This window comes from Modestobacter sp. SYSU DS0875, assembly GCF_054050915.1.
Map to the genome: position 1 here is coordinate 95,911 of NZ_JBJHAH010000012.1, position 16,980 is coordinate 112,890.

13 protein-coding genes are annotated in these 16,980 nt (G+C 75.6%); 9 read left to right on the forward strand and 4 right to left on the reverse strand.

The genetic code is table 11. The features are described 5' to 3' along the window. Positions 1–12: 12 nt before the first annotated feature. Positions 13–1,263 carry an MFS transporter gene (locus ACI79Y_RS09615; protein WP_457158258.1) on the forward strand — a complete coding sequence of 417 codons (1,251 nt, stop codon included), beginning with the start codon at positions 13–15 and terminating at the stop codon, positions 1,261–1,263. Positions 1,264–1,266: 3 nt separating this feature from the next. Here the strand turns inward: ACI79Y_RS09615 and ACI79Y_RS09620 are convergent, their stop codons facing one another. Further along, the gene (locus tag ACI79Y_RS09620; RefSeq protein ID WP_457158259.1) at positions 1,267–2,166 is read right to left on the reverse strand and encodes a potassium channel family protein; all 900 of its coding nucleotides are present in this window, start codon (positions 2,164–2,166) and stop codon (positions 1,267–1,269) included. Positions 2,167–2,320: 154 nt separating this feature from the next. Here ACI79Y_RS09620 and ACI79Y_RS09625 point away from each other — a divergent pair, with 154 nt between their 5' ends. From ACI79Y_RS09625 to ACI79Y_RS09635, 3 genes are read left to right on the forward strand one after another with little or no spacing between them, the layout of a single operon-like run. Then, positions 2,321–3,985, forward strand: a complete 1,665-nt coding sequence (locus tag ACI79Y_RS09625; protein WP_457158260.1) for an FAD-dependent oxidoreductase — start codon at positions 2,321–2,323, stop codon at positions 3,983–3,985. Beyond that, positions 3,982–5,409: a sensor histidine kinase gene (locus ACI79Y_RS09630; RefSeq protein ID WP_457158261.1), complete on the forward strand. Its 1,428-nt coding sequence runs from the start codon at positions 3,982–3,984 to the stop codon at positions 5,407–5,409. Before ACI79Y_RS09625 ends, ACI79Y_RS09630 begins: the two co-directional genes overlap by 4 nt. A 10-nt stretch (positions 5,410–5,419) precedes the next feature. Next, on the forward strand, positions 5,420–5,707 hold the full coding sequence (locus tag ACI79Y_RS09635; protein WP_457158262.1) for a UBP-type zinc finger domain-containing protein: 288 nt from the start codon (positions 5,420–5,422) through the stop codon (positions 5,705–5,707). 107 nt (positions 5,708–5,814) lie between these two features. Here the strand turns inward: ACI79Y_RS09635 and ACI79Y_RS09640 are convergent, their stop codons facing one another. Both ACI79Y_RS09640 and ACI79Y_RS09645 read right to left on the reverse strand, forming a co-directional pair. Next, positions 5,815–6,273: a hypothetical protein gene (locus ACI79Y_RS09640; RefSeq protein ID WP_457158263.1), complete on the reverse strand. Its 459-nt coding sequence runs from the start codon at positions 6,271–6,273 to the stop codon at positions 5,815–5,817. A gap of 142 nt (positions 6,274–6,415) precedes the next feature. Continuing rightward, positions 6,416–7,399, reverse strand: coding sequence for a ferritin-like domain-containing protein (locus tag ACI79Y_RS09645; RefSeq protein ID WP_457158264.1), 984 nt, complete (start codon positions 7,397–7,399; stop codon positions 6,416–6,418). A gap of 195 nt (positions 7,400–7,594) precedes the next feature. Here ACI79Y_RS09645 and ACI79Y_RS09650 point away from each other — a divergent pair, with 195 nt between their 5' ends. After that, positions 7,595–8,398, forward strand: coding sequence for a TetR/AcrR family transcriptional regulator C-terminal domain-containing protein (locus ACI79Y_RS09650; protein ID WP_457158265.1), 804 nt, complete (start codon positions 7,595–7,597; stop codon positions 8,396–8,398). Between the two features lie 18 nt (positions 8,399–8,416). Here ACI79Y_RS09650 and ACI79Y_RS09655 read toward each other — a convergent pair whose 3' ends face one another. Continuing rightward, entirely contained in the window at positions 8,417–8,593 is a 177-nt protein-coding gene (locus tag ACI79Y_RS09655; RefSeq protein ID WP_457158266.1) for a hypothetical protein, read from the reverse strand. 231 nt (positions 8,594–8,824) lie between these two features. Here ACI79Y_RS09655 and ACI79Y_RS09660 point away from each other — a divergent pair, with 231 nt between their 5' ends. The 4 genes from ACI79Y_RS09660 to ACI79Y_RS09675 all read left to right on the forward strand — a co-directional run bounded on the left by ACI79Y_RS09660 (position 8,825) and on the right by ACI79Y_RS09675 (position 16,960). Further along, positions 8,825–9,643 carry a DUF2382 domain-containing protein gene (locus ACI79Y_RS09660; protein WP_457158267.1) on the forward strand — a complete coding sequence of 273 codons (819 nt, stop codon included), beginning with the start codon at positions 8,825–8,827 and terminating at the stop codon, positions 9,641–9,643. A 73-nt stretch (positions 9,644–9,716) separates the two neighbouring features. After that, complete coding sequence (locus ACI79Y_RS09665; protein WP_457158268.1) at positions 9,717–10,364, forward strand: hypothetical protein; 648 nt, start codon at positions 9,717–9,719, stop codon at positions 10,362–10,364. Positions 10,365–10,532: 168 nt separating this feature from the next. Next, complete coding sequence (locus ACI79Y_RS09670; RefSeq protein WP_457158269.1) at positions 10,533–10,772, forward strand: hypothetical protein; 240 nt, start codon at positions 10,533–10,535, stop codon at positions 10,770–10,772. A 101-nt stretch (positions 10,773–10,873) separates the two neighbouring features. After that, complete coding sequence (locus ACI79Y_RS09675) at positions 10,874–16,960, forward strand: DUF3320 domain-containing protein (RefSeq protein WP_457158270.1); 6,087 nt, start codon at positions 10,874–10,876, stop codon at positions 16,958–16,960. Positions 16,961–16,980: the final 20 nt, after the last annotated feature.

Here is a 16,980-nt window from a genome sequence, read left to right on the forward strand (position 1 = left end):
GGATCGCTCCTCGTGCGACGCCGCCGCGGGGAGACCGCACTGCCCCGCGAGGTCGGCGTGCTCGCCGTCGTCGCCTTCGTCGTCGCGCTCGGCTTCGGCGTGGTCGCGCCGGCGATCCCGCTGTTCGCCCGGTCCTACGGGGTCGGGACGACGGCCGTCGGCTTCGCGGTCAGCGCCTTCGCCTTCTTCCGGTTCGTCTCCGCGTTCGCCGGCGGCTCGCTGGTCGAGCGGATCGGTGAGCGGGTGGTGCTGGCGGCCGGGCTGCTGATCGTCGCGGTCACCACCGGTGCGGCGGGGCTCGCCGGGAGCTACCCGGTGTTCGTGGCGCTGCGCGCGGCCGGCGGCGTGGGCAGCGCGATGTTCACCGTGGCCGCGCTCTCGCTGCTGCTGCGCACCGCCCCGGCGGCGCAGCGTGGCCGGGCCGCGGCCACCTACCAGGGCGGCTTCATCCTCGGCGGCATCGCCGGTCCGGGCGCCGGCGGATTCCTCGCCGAGATCTCCCCTCGGCTGCCCTTCTTCGTCTACGCCGGCTTCCTGCTGGTCGCCGGGGCGGTCGCACTGGTCCTGCTGCGGACCCCCGCGCGGCCGGCAGCCGAGGTGCCGGCCGAGCCGGTGGCCTCCGGCGTCGACCAGGGCGGCGAAGCCGACACGGCGGCCGCCCCTGGCGCGGAGGCGCCCAGCGGAGGCCTCCGGGCAGCTCTGCGGTCGCGGGCCTACCTGGCCGCGCTGGTGGCCAACCTCGGTGTCGGCTGGGTGCTGTTCGGGGTGCGCAACTCACTGGTTCCGCTGTACGTGACCGAGGAGCTCGGCAAGACGGTCGCCTGGGCCGGCGCCGGGCTGCTGGCCGGCTCGGTCGCCCAGGCACTGGGGCTGCTGCGCGCCGGAGCGCTGGCCGACCGCTGGGGCCGTCGCCCGTCGCTGGTGCTCGGCGCGGCGCTGGCCACCGCGTCCCTCGCCGTCCTGGTGCTGCCACCGGCGACCGGGCTGTTCCTGCTGTCCATGGCGAGCTTCGGGCTGGCCGCCTCGCTGCTGGCGAGCGTGCCGGCCGCGGTGGTGGGCGACGTCAGCCCCGCGCGCAGCGGCCGGGTGGTCGCGGTGTTCCAGATGGTCGCCGACCTGGGCGCGGTCTGCGGACCCCTGGTCGCCGGCTGGCTCACCGACGCCCTCTCGTACCAGTGGGCCTTCGGGGTGAGCACCGCGGTGCTGGGCCTCGGCCTGGTGATGGCGCTGGCGATGCCGCGCACCATCCGCCCCGTCAGCTGACCGTCAGCCCGGGCGTAGCCCCGGGTGACCGTGATCGGCGGCATAGGCCGCCAGCACGTCCTCGAGCCCGGCGTCCAGGTGCAGGAACTGCTCGTCGAGGACCCTCGTCAGGTCCTCGACCGCCAGCCGGAGCAGCTCCCCGGCGACCCGGACGTCCTCCCGGGGGGCCTCCCCGGCCGCCCGCTGCAGGTCGACGACCGTGCCGAGCGTGGCGGCCAGCGAGGCGTCCCCCTCGCCGTCCCGGAAGTAGTAGGTCTCGGAGTACTGGGTGAGGTCGACCCGGATCTGCACCAGGTCGGCGGCGAGCCCGTCGAGCAGCGGCGCGGCGAGCCGCCCCTCCGGGTCACCGACGAGCCGGTCGATCGGGCCCGCGCGCAGCCCGGCCAGACGGAGCGCCAGCACCCGCCGCCGGACCAGCGCCGGGTAGATCTGCAGCACCCAGGTCACCGAGGCGGTGAGCAGGCCGAAGCCGAGGAGCGCCTGCATCGGCACGACGATCCGCAGCCAGCCGGCGGACGGCACGACGTCGCCGAACCCGAGGGTCGCCAGCGTGACCGTGGAGACGTAGAGCGCGTCGAGCCAGCCGGCCCGGCTGTCCGGGTCGAGTTCACTGCCCAGCAGGAAGCCACCGGACAGGTGCGGCCAGTACACCAGCGAGCAGCCCAGCGTGATGGCGGCCACCCAGACGACGATCACCAGCACCAGCGCCGTCGGGCCGGCCAGCATCCCGGTGCGCGCCCGTCGGCGGCGCCACCGCGAGACCCGCCAGACGGCCGCCACCAGGTGCCTGCTCAGCCAGCCGCTGCCGCTCGGGTGCCAGAGGGTGTGGAACACGTCCCGCAGCACGGCCAGGACGACCAGTGCGCCGACGACGGTCACGATCCAGCCCCACAGCCCGTCCACCCGGCCAGCCTGCCAGGGACCGGCGCAGGCACCCGCGGCCGGGCGGGAACGGAACGGCTACCGGTGGACGGCCCGGAGGGGTTGGATGGCCGGTGCCACCGGGGGCGCCCCCACCCGGGGACGACCATCCCTCGCGGCCTCGACCGGAGGTGCCGTGCCCGCAAGACCCGTCCTGCTCACCGTCGACGACGACCGCGCCGTCAGCCGTGCGGTCGCCCGCGACCTCCGCCGTCACTACGGTGACCGGTACCGCGTCGTCCGTGCCGAGAGCGGCCCCGACGCGCTCGCCGTGCTCCGCGAGCTCACCGCCCGCGGCGAGGTGACCGCCCTGCTGCTCGCCGACCACCGGATGCCGGGGATGACCGGCGTCGAGTTCCTCGAGCAGGCGATGGACCTCGTCCCCGGCGCCAAGCGCGTGCTGCTCACCGCCTACGCCGACACCGACACCGCGATCCGGGCGATCAACGACGTCGACCTGGACCACTACCTGCTCAAGCCCTGGGACCCGCCGGAGGAGAAGCTCTACCCGGTGCTGGACGAGCTGCTGGAGCAGTGGGGCCGGACCGCGCCGGCGCCGTTCGAGGGCATCACCCTGCTCGGTCACCAGTGGTCGGCGGAGACCCAGGAGCTGAAGGAGTTCCTCGCCCGCAACCAGGTGCCCTACCGGCACCTGCAGGGCGACGCCGCGACCGCGGTGCGCTCCGCCGCCGGGCTGGCCGACGACGCCGAGCTGCCGGCCACCGTCTTCCCCGACGGCGCGGTGCTCAGCCGGCCCGCGCTGCGCGACGTCGCCGAGCGGTGCGGCCTGCCGACCAGCGCCGGCAGCCCCTTCTACGACGTCGTGGTCGTCGGCGCCGGCCCGGCGGGCCTCGGGTCGGCGGTCTACGCCGGCAGCGAGGGGCTGCGCACCCTGCTCGTCGAGCGGACGGCCACCGGCGGCCAGGCCGGCACCAGCAGCCGGATCGAGAACTACCTGGGTTTCCCGCGCGGGGTCTCCGGCGCCGAGCTGGCGATGCGGGCGCGGGACCAGGCGGTGAAGTTCGGCGTCGAGGTGCTCACCACCGCCGAGATCACCGGGATCGCCCCGCACGGCGACGGACGGGTGCTGCGGTTCGCCGACGGCAGCGAGGTGACCGCGCACGCCGTCGTCCTGGCCACCGGGGTGCAGTGGACCCGGCTGCCGGCGACCGGCGCGGAGGAGTTCTCCGGCCGTGGCGTCTACTACGGCGCCGATCCGCACGAGGCGCTGGGCTGCCGGGACGAGGAGATCTACGTCGTCGGCGCGGCCAACTCCGCCGGCCAGGCGGCGCTGCACTTCGCCAAGTACGCCCGCCGGGTGGTGATGTTGTGCCGCGGCCCGGACATCCGCCGCGGCATGAGCGAGTACCTGGTGTCGCGGATCGAGGCCTCCGACGTCATCGAGGTGCGCACCTGCACCCAGGTCGTCGCCGTCGAGGGCGGTGACCACCTGGAGCGGCTGGTGCTCAGCAACCACGTCACCGGCGGCACGGAGACCGTGGACGCCTCCCGGTTGTTCGTCTTCATCGGCGCCCGGCCGCTGACCGACTGGCTCGGGGAGGCCTTCTCCCGCGACGACCACGGCTTCCTGCGCACCGGCCCCGCCCTGCTCGACGGCGACGGCCGCCCGCCGGCGGGCTGGCCGCTGACCCGCGCGCCCTACCACCTGGAGTGCTCGGTCCCGGGGGTGTTCGCCGCCGGCGACGTCCGCTCCGAGTCGGTCAAGCGGGTGGCCGGCGCCGTCGGCGAGGGCGCGATGGCCGTGACCCTCGTGCACCGCTACCTGGCAGGCACTCGATGACCAGCACCGGCCCGCGGGTCGGCGTCGAGGAGCTGCGGTCGCTGTTCCTGTTCGAGTCCCTCGACGACGACGTCCTGGCCTGGCTGGCCGCGCGCGCGGAGGTGCGGGTCTTCGACGCCGATGCCCTGGTCTTCGCCGAGGACGAGCCGGCCGAGGCGCTGTTCGTGCTGCTGGAGGGCGGGCTGCTGCTGACCAAGCACGCGACCGGCGAGGACGTCGTCATCAACGAGACGTCGCACCGCGGGTCGTACTCCGGCGCCGTCCGGGCCTTCACCGCCGGGCCGCCGCAGCGCTACCAGACCTCGATGCGCACGAACCGGCCCAGCAGGTTCCTGCGGATCGCGTCTGCCGACTTCGCCCAGCTGGTGCAGCAGCAGTGCCCGATGGCGGTGCACCTGCTCGACGGCATCTACGAGGGCGTGCGGGCGACCGAGTCGACCATGCGCCAGCGCGAGCACCTGGTGCAGCTCGGCGTGCTGTCGGCCAACCTCGCGCACGAGCTGAACAACCCCGCCGCCGCCGCGGTGCGCGCCACCGAGCAGCTGCGCACCCGGATCTCCGGGATGCGGAGCAAGCTGGGCCTGCTGGCCAAGGAGGGGCTGTCCCCGGAGATGGTGGCCAAGCTGGTCGCCGTCCAGGAGCAGTCCGTCGAGCGGGCGCAGAAGCCACGGCCGGAGCTCACCGCCCTGGAGGAGAGCGACCTGGAGGAGGAGATCTCCGACCGCCTGGCGGAGCGCGGCGTCGCGCACGCCTGGGAGCTCGCCCCGGTGTTCGCGGCCGCGGGGCTGGACGCCACCTGGGTCGACGACGTCGTCGAGCAGGTCGACGGTGGGCTGAAGTGGGACGCCGCCTTCGGGTGGATGCGCTACACCCTGGAGACCGAGGCGCTGATGAGCGAGATCGAGGAGGCCACCACCCGGGTCTCCGCGCTCGTCGGCGCGGTCAAGCAGTACTCCCACATGGACCAGGCGCAGCACTCCGAGGTGCCGCTCAAGCCCGGCCTGGAGAGCACGCTGGTGATGCTCGCCCGCAAGCTGACCGGCATCGAGGTGCACCGCGAGTACGCCGCTGACCTGCCCGTCGTGCCCGGCTACCCCGCCGAGCTGAACCAGGTGTGGACCAACCTGATCGACAACGCCGCCGACGCGATGAACGGCTCGGGCGTGCTCACGCTGCGCACCCGCGCCGACGACGCGTCGGTGTTCGTGGAGATCGGCGACGACGGGCCCGGCATCCCCGCCGAGCTGCAGCCGCGGCTGTTCGAGCCGTTCGTGACCAGCAAGCCCGCGGGCCAGGGCAGCGGCCTGGGCCTGGAGAACGCCAAGCGGATCGTCGAGCGCCGGCACGGCGGCTCGCTGACCTACACCACCGGGCCGGCGGGGACGACGTTCTGCGTCCGCCTCCCCCGGCGCGGCAGCTCCTGAGGAGGGCACGATGACCACCTGGCAGGTGCAGGACGGCGTGCCGTGCGCGCACGCGACCGGGTTGCCCGAGCCACCGGCGCCGGCGTCGGTGTGCGAGGACTGCCTGGCGATCGGTGGCACCTGGGTGCACCTGCGCCGCTGCCTGAGCTGCGACCACGTCGGCTGCTGCGACTCCTCACCCCACCGGCACGCGACGGCGCACTTCACCGCCACCGCGCACCCGGTGGTCGCCTCCGCCGAGCGGGCCGAGCACTGGGCCTGGTGCTACACGGACTCCGCGGTGCTGCTCCCCCGCTGACCGGTCCGGCCCGTCGCCTCCCGCCGGCGCGCACCTGCACGCGACGGCGCCCGGACGCGACGACGGCGCCGCCCCGGTCGGGGCGGCGCCGTCGTCGGGGTGGTGTCTCAGGCGGGGCGGCGGCCGGCCTGCTCGCGGGCCGCGGTGACCGCCGCGGCGTCCAGCGCGTCGGCGTCGCCACGCTCGCGGGCCTCTGCCTGCCCGTCGAGCCAGGCGATGTGGCGCTCCCACGCAGCCCGCGGGGAGACGCCCAGCGCCCGGGCGATCTGCTGCCAGTCGGCGCCGCCCCGGAGGGCGGCGCGGATGCCCAGGTGCCGGCTGCCGTGCGCCTTGCGGGCGACGACCTCGCCGAGGGCCAGCAGCTCGAGGGCCTCCTCCACGTCCAGGGAGGTGCCGACGTCCTTGATCGCCAGCCAGTCGTCATCGGTGTCGGCATCGTGGATCGGCTTGTCGATGACGACGTTGTCCCGGCGGCTCAGGAAGTCCAGCCGGATCACGGCGGTCATGAGCGAGAACTCGCTCTCCAGCACCTCGGGGGTGAGGGCGACCTCAGGAGGAGTGCTCATGAGGATCTGTGTTTCCCGGAGCGCCCGTTGCATAACCGTGATCCACGCGACACCGTCCCGGCACGGGCGGTCGCTCCGGTCGGTGACCGGGCACGGACGCCCGGCGCGCGGCCACCGACCGGGCGCGACCCGGACGGGACGGTCAGTCGGTCACGCCGACGGCCTCCTTGGCCAGCGCCGCGAGCCGGGTCTGGGTCGCGCTGACCACGCTGGAACGCGCCTTGTGCGTCTCCTCGTACCGGATGATCGTGTTCACGTCGGCGGGGTCGTCGAGCTGCTGGACCGCGCGGGCGATCTCGGCGGCCGACATCGAGTCGTAGCCCTTGATCGGCAGCTCGTCGGCGGTCACGTCGCCGAGCTCGCGCCGGGTGGCGGCGACCGCCTCGGCCGCCTCGGTGTCGCCCTCGCGCTGGGCGATGCGCTCGGCCCGGCGCAGCGAGGCGAGCCGGCCGACGGTGAGGGTCTCCCGCACCGCACCGGTCAGGGACGTGACCCGGCCGCGCACGTCGTCGACGACACCCGCCAGGGTGCCCTCGGCCGAGTCGCCGGCCTGCTGCGCGCCGCCCACGGCCCGGTTGACCGTGTCGGCGGCGAACCGGACCGGCATGTTCACCAGCTTCGTGGCACCGCCGGCCACCTTCTGGAAGGGGGTCGCCTGCAGGGCGGCCGGGCCGCCGAGCGCCTGCTCGGCCAGGACCACGGTGAGCCACTCGACGGTCGCGGAGTGGGCGGTGACCAGCCGGTCGGCGAGCTCCTCCACGGCCGGCTGCTCGGCGGCCTGGGCCAGCACCTTGAGGTAGGTGGCCCGGTCGAGCAGCTGGTGCTCCAGCTGCAGGTCCTGCAGCAGGGCCTCGTCGATCGGTTCGGCCTGCTCCAGGGTGCCCTTGACCAGGGCGGCCAGCCGGCCGATGACGGGGGCGACGACGTCACCGACGCCGGAGAGCGCCCGCAGCTGCTCGGTGATCGCCGCGGCGCGCGCCACGGCGTTGTCGGCGTTCTCCTGCAGCTCGCGGCGCACGGCGTCGGTGCGCGCCTGGGTGGTGCGGATCCGGGCGATCTGCTCCTCGGTCCGGGTGAGGGTGAGCAGTGCCCGCAGCTGGGTGATGAGCGTGGTGTGGTCGGTCACGAGGACTCCCGGGTGGCGGATGGCCTGACGGGACACCGCTACCCGCACACCTCGCCTCGCTAACAACTGCAAGCACCGTGCTAGCAGTGTGGGCACATCGGGTCCCCCGGGTGGGGTAGTGCGGCCAGGGGAGGCGACCGGTGACCCCGCCCGACGGGGGACACTGGCCGCGGGGGCAGGTCGAGGAAACGGGCAGTGGTGGAGACGACGAGCGACGACGGACGCGACCCCGATCTGGTGGCGGTGACCGAGGGCACCGAGGCCGCCACCGAGATGACCCGTCCGACGGGGCTGGACCGGGAGCGGATCCTGCAGGCGGCGATCAGCTTCATCGACGAGCACGGGCTCGCCGCGCTGACCATGCGCCGGCTGGGCGCCTCGCTGGGGGTGGAGGCGATGGCCCTCTACCGCTACGTGCCCGGCCGCGAGGACCTGCTCGACGGCGTGGTCGACGCCGTGGTCGAGCGGCTGTTCGACGACGACGACGAGCCCGACGACATCCACCTGGAGCACGCCAGCGGGTGGCAGGACTACCTGATGCGGCTGGCCCACGGCGTGCGGCGGGTCGCCCTGGCCCACCCGGCGGTCTTCCCGCTGGTGGCCAGCCGCCCGCCGGCTGCGCCCTGGGTCCGCCCGCCGCTGCGCAGCCTGCGGATGGTCGAGTCGTTCCTGCGCACCCTGTGCGACAACGGCTTCTCCGACCAGGCCGCCGTCGCCGCCTACCGGGCCTACTCCAGCTTCCTGCTCGGGCACCTGCTGCTGGAGGTCACCCAGATCGGCGCGCAGGTCAGCCTGCTCGACCAGCCGGAGGGCGACGCGCAGGCCCAGCGGACCACCGACCTGACCGACTTCCCGGCGCTGATGCGCACCGAGCCGCTGCTGGCCCAGGACAAGTCGGCCGCGGAGTTCGAGGAGGCGTTGGAGAACCTGCTCGACCGGCTGGAGCGCGTGCTGCACGAGGCGAAGAACTCCGACGACGGCTCGGTGCTGGACCTCTGACGCGCCGGCGGGTCACCGTCAGCGGTACTCGTGCTCCGGCCGCCCGGCGCCCCTGTACCGCGGGATCCGGTCGGCCACCCCGGTCCCTGCGAGGTACTCCAGATAGCGGCGGGCGGTGATCCGGTCTCGGCCACCAACGCGGGCCCTGGTCAGGCCGACGCCGGCCGGGCGCAGCGCGAGGCCGCGCTCCGGCACTGGCCCGTCCTCCCCGACAGCGGCGCCGTCCCGGTCCCCTCCGGGGCGGCGCCGCTGCGCGTCCGGGCACGAGGTGGTGCCGGAGCGTGACCGCCGCGCTCCGGCACGCACCTGGACGTCCAGGGTCGTTTACGGCGTAAACCGGTGGGCTACCTGAGGTCCGCCAGGCCGGCCGGCGCGCACGGCGCGAGGCCGCCCGGGCCCACCCACCCCCTTTGCTGAGGAGCACTCGTGATCACCGAGCAGGACATCCAGACCGTCATCGGCACCACCGCCGTGGACGCCGACGGCGACAAGCTCGGCAAGGTCGGCCAGGTCTACCTGGACGACCAGACCGGCCGCCCCGAGTGGGCCACCGTGAGCACCGGCCTGTTCGGCACCTCGGAGACCTTCGTCCCGCTGGCCGAGGCCCAGCTCGCCGACGGCGCCCTGCGCGTGCCCTACCAGAAGGCCAAGGTCAAGGACGCGCCGCGGATGGACGCCGACTCCGGGCACCTCAGCCCCGACGAGGAGGCCGAGCTCTACCGCTACTACGGCGTGGGCACCGGCACCGACACCGACACCGCCACCGGGTACACCGACACCACCGCCGGGCGCACCGAGGGCTTCGACGACACCAACCGGCACGGCACCACCGGGCACGACACCTCCGGCCCGACCACCGACGACGCCATGACCCGTTCGGAGGAGCAGCTCCGGGTCGGCACCCAGCAGGTCGAGACCGGCAAGGCCCGGCTGCGCAAGTACGTCGTCACCGAGAACGTGACCACCACCGTGCCGGTCTCGCACGAGGAGGTCCGGCTCGAGCGCGAGCCGATCACCGACGCCAACCGCGAGGCCGCCCTGGACGGCCCGGCCATCTCCGAGGAGGAGCACGAGGTCGTGCTGCACGCGGAGCGTCCCGTGGTCGACAAGGAGGCCGTCCCGGTCGAGCGCGTCCGGCTGGACACCGAGACCGTCACCGGGGAGGAGACGGTCAGCGACTCGGTGCGCAAGGAGCAGATCGAGGCCGACACCGACGGCCGCACCGAGGGCCGCGGCACCCGCTGATCCACCCCCGGTCGGCGGGTGCGCGCCCGCCGACCGGGGTATCCCTCCAGCCACCGACCCCCCGGGAGATCCCATGGCCACCAACTCGTCCCCCGATCCCACCGGCGCCGCCACCAGCGCCCGGGACACGGAGTTCCGCAACAACTCCGCCGGCGCCCGCGCCACGCGGGGCACCGCCCGCGACGCGGTCGACGCCCAGCACGCCCGCTTCGGCGGGATCAAGTGGGGCGCGGCCTTCTTCGGCTGGCTGTCCGCCAACGGCCTGGCCGTGCTGCTGATCGCGCTCGTCTCCGCCGCCGGCGTCGCCCTCGGTCTCACCGAGAACCTCGACGTGGCCGAGGCCACCGACCAGCCCGGCACCGTGGGCATCAGCGGCGGCATCGCGCTGCTGGTGGTGCTGTTCCTGGCCTACCTCGCCGGCGGCTACGTGGCCGGCCGGATGGCGCGCTTCGACGGCATCCGCCAGGGCATCGCCGTCTGGGTGGTCGGGCTGCTCGTGGTCATCGCGCTCGCGGTCGCCGGCGCGGTGCTCGGCTCGCAGTACAACGTGCTGTCCCAGCTGAACCTGCCGCGCATCCCCGTCGACGAGGGCACCGCCACCACCGCCGGGATCATCGCCCTGGTCGCCGTCCTGGTGGTCACCCTGATCGGCGCGATCCTGGGCGGCAAGCTCGGTGAGCGGTTCCACCGCAAGGTCGACCGCGCGGGCTTCACCGCCTGATCAGCACCTCCGAGCACGTCTCCACCGCCGTCGGCCCGCACCGGGCCGGCGGCGGTGGCGCGTCCGGGACCGTTCCGGTGAGGCGCCTGGGGTGGCTGGGACGGCCCGCCCCCGACCGTCCGCGTGTTGGTCGGCGGAACAGCGTCGCCGTCTCACATGGTGGCGGGCATGGGATTCACCTACCGCACGGCACGCGCCGTGATGATGGTCGGGTCCATGTCGGACCCGGCCGGCCAGCAGGCCCGCCTCATCGGCCCCGCCCACGCGACCCTGGGGCTCAGCGGCGCCCGCGGCCGCACCGCGCTGTGCGGTGTCTACGTCGCCCGGGACGAGCAGGTCCCCTGGCCCCCGCAGCCCGAGGTCTGCGACTCGCTCTGCCCCGCCTGCAGCCAGCTCGCCCTGCTCTGAGACGGGTGCCATCCGTCCCCACCAGGCACCTGTCGCCACACCCGCACCACCTGTCGGCCGGGTGCGCCGGACCGGTCCGTCCGAACCGGTAGACAGACCCCATGGGGAACGTCGCCGACCTGCACCACGAGGCCGAGGGGGCCGTTCCGCCGCCCACTGAGCAGCCGGTCTCCCTCGAGCTCACCGCCACCTCGGTGCTCAGCCACGCACTGGCGTACAACGAGGTGCCGGTCGTCTCCCGGCTGGCGGTGCACAGCGCCACCACCACCGTCCGCGGCGCGACCGTGCGGCTGTCGGTGGCCGACGGCGTCGGGCCGGTCGGCCCCCCGGTGGAGCGGCTGGTCGACCTGGAGGCCGGGCGCACGACGGTCGTCGGTGACGTCGGGCTCGCCCTGGACGCCGGCGCCCTGCTGCAGGTGCCCGAGCGCCGGTCCGGCTGGGTCCGCGTCGAGCTGACCGCCGGCGACCGCACGCTGGCGTCCCGTCGGCTCCCGGTGCACGTGCTGGCCCCGGGCCAGTGGCTGGCCACCCCCCTGCCGCTGGCGCTGGAGCTGCTCGCCGCGCACGTGCTGCCGCACGACCCGGCGATCGGCCGGCTGCTCGACGACGCCTGCGACCTGCTGGAGGAGGGCACCGGCAGCCGTGCGCTCTCCGGCTACGACGAGGGCCCGGAGCGGGTCGACGAGGTGGTCGACGCGCTGGTGTGGGCGATGCGCCGGCGCAGCGTGCGGCCCACCCTGCCGCCGGTGAGCTGGACCGAGGTCGGCCAGGTCGTGCGCACCCCGGACGAGGTGCTCGACGGCGGTGTCGGCACCAGCCTGGACACCACGCTCGCCCTCGCCGCCGCGTGCGAGCGGGCCGGCGTCCGGCCGCTGGTCTGGGTGGCCGACGGCCACGCCTTCTGCGGCTACTGGCGCGAGGAGCGCAGCACCGAGACCGCGGCCACCACCGACGTGGCCGGACTGGTGGACCTGGTCGACCTCGGCGTGATCCGGCTGGTGGAGACGACGCTGCTCGCCGCCGGTGGGAGCAACGTCGCCGACCTGCACCGCCCGGCCTACGCCGCCTGGCTCACCGGCGACCTCGGCCGGCTGCTGGGGGTCACCGACGTCGTCCGCGCCCGACGCGAGGGCGTGCGTGCGCTGCCGGTGCGCACCGCCGGCGACGTCGTGCTGGAGCACCGGGCCGCCGCGGCTCCCGCCGAGGCAGCCGTCGAGGCCGCCGCCGGATCGGAGCCGGCCCCGCCGGCACCCGACGCCCGCCCCGAGGTGCCCGCGCGCGTCCAGCAGTGGAAGAACGCCCTGCTGGACCTGAGCCCGCGCAACCGGCTCATCTCCTACGGCGAGCGCGCCGGAGTGCCGCTGACCGTCCCGCACGACGTGCTGCCCCTGCTCGAGGAGCTGCTCACCGGCGGCACCACGCTCACCCTGCTGCCGGGAGACGCGCTCTCCGAGGTGCAGCGCGAGCGCGGTGTGCGGTCGGCGCGCGAGCTGCCGGCCGAGCTGCTCGCCGAGACCCTGGCCGAGCGCCGCGCTGTGCACGCCGACGTGCCCGAGGCCGGGTACCTCTCCCGGCTGCGCGGTCTGGCGCACCGGGCCCGCACCGTGGTCGAGGAGACCGGGGCGAACAACCTCCACCTCGCGCTGGGCAGCCTGGTCTGGGAGGCCGACGGCCGGCCGCTGCGCTCGCCGCTGGTGCTGCTGCCGGTGCTGCTGAGCCCGGCCTCGGGCACCGGCGCCTACCGGCTGACCGCCGACGAGGCCGGTGCCGCCACCCCGAACTGGTGCCTGCTGGAGAAGCTGCGCCAGCTGCACGGGCTGACCGTGCCGGGCCTGGCCGAGGGGGCCGACGGCGTGCGGCTGGGCGCCGCCGTGCAGGCGGTGCGCGAGGCGCTGGCCGAGCGCGGCCTGCCGTGGCGGGTGGAGCCGACGGCCGACCTGGCGGTGCTCCAGTTCGCCAAGCACCGGCTCTGGCAGGACCTCGACCAGCACTGGGCCGACCTCGCCCGCAGCCCCCTGGTCGCCCACCTGGTCCGCGACCCGAACGCCCCGTTCACCGACCCGGCGCCGGACACCGCCGGGACGGTCGACCTGGACGAACTGGCCGCCGGCTGCCCGCTGCCCGCCGACGCCTCGCAACTGCGCGCGGTCGCCGAGGCGGTCGCCGGACGGACCTTCGTGCTGGAGGGCCCGCCCGGCACCGGCAAGTCGCAGACGATCACGAACCTGCTCACCCGGGCGGTCGCCGAGGGCAAGCGGGTGCTGTTCGTCGCCGAGAAGCGAGCCGCGCTCGACGTGGTCGCCCGGCGGCTGGACGCCGTCGGCATGGGCCCGTTCGCGCTGGACCTGCACGACAAGGGCAGCCGGCCGGCCGTCGTCCGGGCGCAGATCCGGGCGGCGCTGGACTTCGCGGTCGAGGTCGACGAGCAGGGTCTGGCCGCCGACGCGGAGGACCTGCGCTCGGCCCGCCGGAGCCTGGACCGCTACGCCGAGCGCCTGCACGCCCCCAACCCGGCCGGGCTGTCGTACTACTCGGCCCGCACGGCGGTGCTGGCCGCCGGGGACGCGGTCCCGCCGCTGCCGGTGCCACCGGCCTTCGCCGGCCAGGCCGACGCCGAGACGGTCACCGCGGTGCGTCGGGCGCTGGCGCTGCTGCCGGACATCGCCGACCTGGCCCGCCCCTCGGCCGGCCACGCGTGGGCCTTCCTGGACACCGTGGACATCGACATCGAGGCCGTGCAGCGGGCGGCGGTCGCCGTCGACAGCGCCATCCGCGAGCTGCCCGGCGAGGGCGCCCTGGCCGCGGTGCTGCGGGCGGTCCGCACGCCGGAGGACCTGGACGACCTGGCGCACCTGCTGGCCGGGCCGCCGCTGGGCCTCGACGTGCTCGACCAGGTGCACAGCCCCCGCTGGGCGGCGGCGCTCGACGACCTGCTCGCCGACGTGGAGGCGCTGGCCGAGGCAGGTTCCCCCGCCTTCGACGTCGTCACCCCCGAAGCGCTCGGCCTGCCGCTGGGTGAGCTGTTCGTGCAGGCGCAGGAGGCGGTCGCCGGCTCCTTCCTGGGCCGGCGCGGCAAGCTCGCCGAGGTGCGCGCCCGGTTCGCCGGGGTGCTGGCCGACGGCGCGACGGTGCGGACCAAGGACGTGCCGGAGCTGACCGCGTCGCTGCGCACCGTGCAGTCGGCCGTGCAGGCCCTGGCGGCGCGCGCGACCGCCGTCCCGGGGCTGCAGGTGCCCGCCGGCTGGAACCCCTTCACCGACGCCGGTCGCACGCTGCTGGCGGCCGAGGCCCGCTGGCTGCGGCGGGCCGCGGCGACCGTCGACGGTTCCGCGGGGCTGGCCGGCGCGGTGCGCCGGCTCCTGGCCGCGGGGCCGGCCTCCGACCCTGCCGCCGCGCGCCTGGTGCTCCGGCTGCGCGACGCGGTCACCGCGCTGCTGACCGCCTGCGGCAGCTCCTCGGCGCAGCTCGCGGCGTGGAGCGGCGAGCAGGGGCTGGTGCTGCACTGGACGATGACCCGCCCCGAGCGGGGCGTGGAGTACATCCACCCGATGTCGCTGCGGCGCTGGGTGAGCCTGCTGGACACCCTGGAGCCGCTGCGGCTGACCGGGCTCACCGAGGCCCGCCGGCTGCTGGTGCACGGTGAGCTGCCCGCCGAGGACGCGGTGCGCGCCTTCGACCGCGGGCTGGCCGAGGCGTCGCTGGCCGAGCGCCGGGACGCCACCGGGTTGAGCGCCTTCGACGCCGGCCGGCACGAGGCGACGATCACCCGGTTCGCGGCGGCGTCCCGGGCGGTCCGGTCGCACCTGACCTGCGCCGTGCCCGCCGGGGTGCTGGCCGCCCGCCCGTTCGACCCGGCGACCGGGGACAGCCGGCTGGGCGCGCTGCAGCGTGAGCTGGCCAAGCAGCGCCGGGGGCTGGGCGTGCGGGGCCTGCTGGCCGCGCACGGCGACGTGATCACCTCGGTGCTGCCCTGCGTGCTGGTCAGCCCGGACTCGGTGGCCCGGTTCCTCCCCGCCGACGCCGACCTGTTCGACCTGGTCGTCTTCGACGAGGCCTCGCAGATCCGGGTCGCCGACGCCATCGGCGCGCTGGGCCGGGCCCGCGCGGCGGTCGTCGTCGGGGACAGCAAGCAGCTGCCGCCGACCACGTTCGGTGAGCCGTCCGCGGCCGACGACGAGCCGGCGGAGGACGCCGTCGCCGACGAGGAGTCGATCCTCTCGGAGTGCGTGCAGGCCCGGGTGCCGCGGCAGTGGCTGTCCTGGCACTACCGCAGCCAGGACGAGACGCTGATCGCCTTCAGCAACGCCCAGTACTACGACAACCGGCTGGCCACCTTCCCGGCGCCGGCGCACGGGCGCGCGTCCTCGGGGCCCGGGGGCCGCGGGGTGTCGCTGGTGCAGGTCGACGGCACGTTCCACCGCACCGGCGGCGGGAAGCTGCTGCGGACCAACCCCGTCGAGGCGGCGGCCGTGGTGGCGGAGGTGCGGCGCCGGTTCGAGGCGGCCGCACCCGCGGTGCCCTCGATCGGGGTGGTCACCCTCAACGCGCCGCAGCGCTCGCTGATCGAGGCCCAGCTGCGCGACAGCGGTGACCCGCGGGTGGTCGACGCCCTCGACCGCACCGACGGCGACGGCCTGTTCGTGAAGCACCTGGAGCACGTGCAGGGCGAGGAGCGGGACGTGGTGTTCCTCTCCACCGGCTTCAGCCCCGACGAGCGTGGGCACCTGCCGCTGAGCTTCGGCCCGCTGAACCGTGCCGGGGGTGAGCGGCGGCTCAACGTGGCCGTCACCCGGGCCCGCCGCCAGGTCGTCGTCGTCACCTCCTTCGCCCCGGAGCAGCTGCGGGCCGAACAGACCGCCTCGCTGGGCGTGCAGCACCTGCGCGCCTACCTGGACCTGGCGGCGCTGGGCACCGACGCGCTGCCGCGCGGCGCCCGCCCGGCCGGGGCGCCGGACCGGCACCGCGACGAGATCGCCGCCGCGCTGCGCGAGCGGGGGCTGGTGGTGCGCACCGACGTCGGGCTGTCGGACTCCCGGGTCGACCTCACCGTCGCCCGCGCGGCCGCCCGGGACGCCCCGGTGCTGGCGGTGCTGCTGGACGGGCCGGCGTGGGCGCGGCGGAAGACGGTCGGCGACCGCGACGGGCTGCCCACCGAGGTGCTCTCCGGGCTGCTGGGCTGGCCGGCGGTGGAGCGGGTGTGGCTGCCGACCTGGCTGGCCGACGCCGACGCCGTCGTCGACCGGCTGGTCGCCGCGGTCGAGGCCACTCCCCTGCCCCGCCCCGCCGGCGAGGCGGAACCGGCGCAGGCCCCGACGGCCGAGGCCGTGCCCGAGCAGGACGCCCGGCTGACGGGCGGCGAGGTGACGGGCGGCGAGGTGACCGGCGGCGAGGTGACGGACGCCCGCGCCGACGACGAGGGCCCGCTGGCCGACGTCATCCCCATCCGCCCGGTGGCACGAGTGGCCGAGCCGCCCGTCGTCGCGGAGCCCGTCGTCGCGGAGCCCGTCGTCGCGGAGCCCGTCGCCGCGGAGCCCGTCGTCGCGGAGCCCGTCGTCGCGGAGGTCGTCACCGAGGCGGTGGCCCAGGCGCCTGCTGCCCTCCCCGCGTCACGGACCCGGTCGGCGGAGCCGGCCGGGCCGCTGGACGAGGAGCTGCCGTTCATCGCCTGGTCGCCGCGGCGGGCCGGGGAGAAGGCGCAGCTCGACCAGTTGGGCGACCCGGCGGTCGCGCGGGTGGTGCGGCGGCTGCTGAACGCCGGCATCAAGGCCGAGGGCCCGGTGCACCGCGATCGGCTGGCCCGGCTGACCGCCGGCGCGTTCGGCCTGACCCGGGTCGGGGTGGCCCGTCGGGACGCCCTGATGGACCTGCTCCCGCCCAGCGCGCTGCAGGGCGAGCACCTGTGGCCCAAGGGCACCGACCCGGCGGAGTGGACCTGGTTCCGCCGGCAGGCCACCGCCGCCGAGCGGCCGCTGGAGCACGTCGCCCCGCGAGAGATCGGCAATGCGATGGTCGCCCTGGTCCGGGCGGCCGGGAGCCTGAGCGGTGACGAGCTGCAGGCGCGCACGGCGGAGGTCTTCGGGCACCGCCGTCGCACCCCGACGGTCCAGGCGCTGCTCGAGGCGGCGCTGCAGGCGGCCGTCGAGGCCGGGCGCCTGACGGTCGCCGCGGACGGGACGGTCACCGCCTGAGGCACTCCGCGGTGGCCGGC

Bases quoted from the DNA above. Each gene is read 5' to 3' on its own strand.
- ACI79Y_RS09630 (WP_457158261.1), top strand. From the start codon at position 3,982: ATGACCAGCACCGGCCCGCGGGTCGGCGTCGAGGAGCTGCGGTCGCTG.
- ACI79Y_RS09635 (WP_457158262.1), top strand. From the start codon at position 5,420: ATGACCACCTGGCAGGTGCAGGACGGCGTGCCGTGCGCGCACGCGACC.
- ACI79Y_RS09640 (WP_457158263.1), bottom strand. From the start codon at position 6,273: ATGAGCACTCCTCCTGAGGTCGCCCTCACCCCCGAGGTGCTGGAGAGC.
- ACI79Y_RS09665 (WP_457158268.1), top strand. From the start codon at position 9,717: ATGGCCACCAACTCGTCCCCCGATCCCACCGGCGCCGCCACCAGCGCC.
- ACI79Y_RS09670 (WP_457158269.1), top strand. From the start codon at position 10,533: ATGGGATTCACCTACCGCACGGCACGCGCCGTGATGATGGTCGGGTCC.
- ACI79Y_RS09675 (WP_457158270.1), top strand. From the start codon at position 10,874: ATGGGGAACGTCGCCGACCTGCACCACGAGGCCGAGGGGGCCGTTCCG.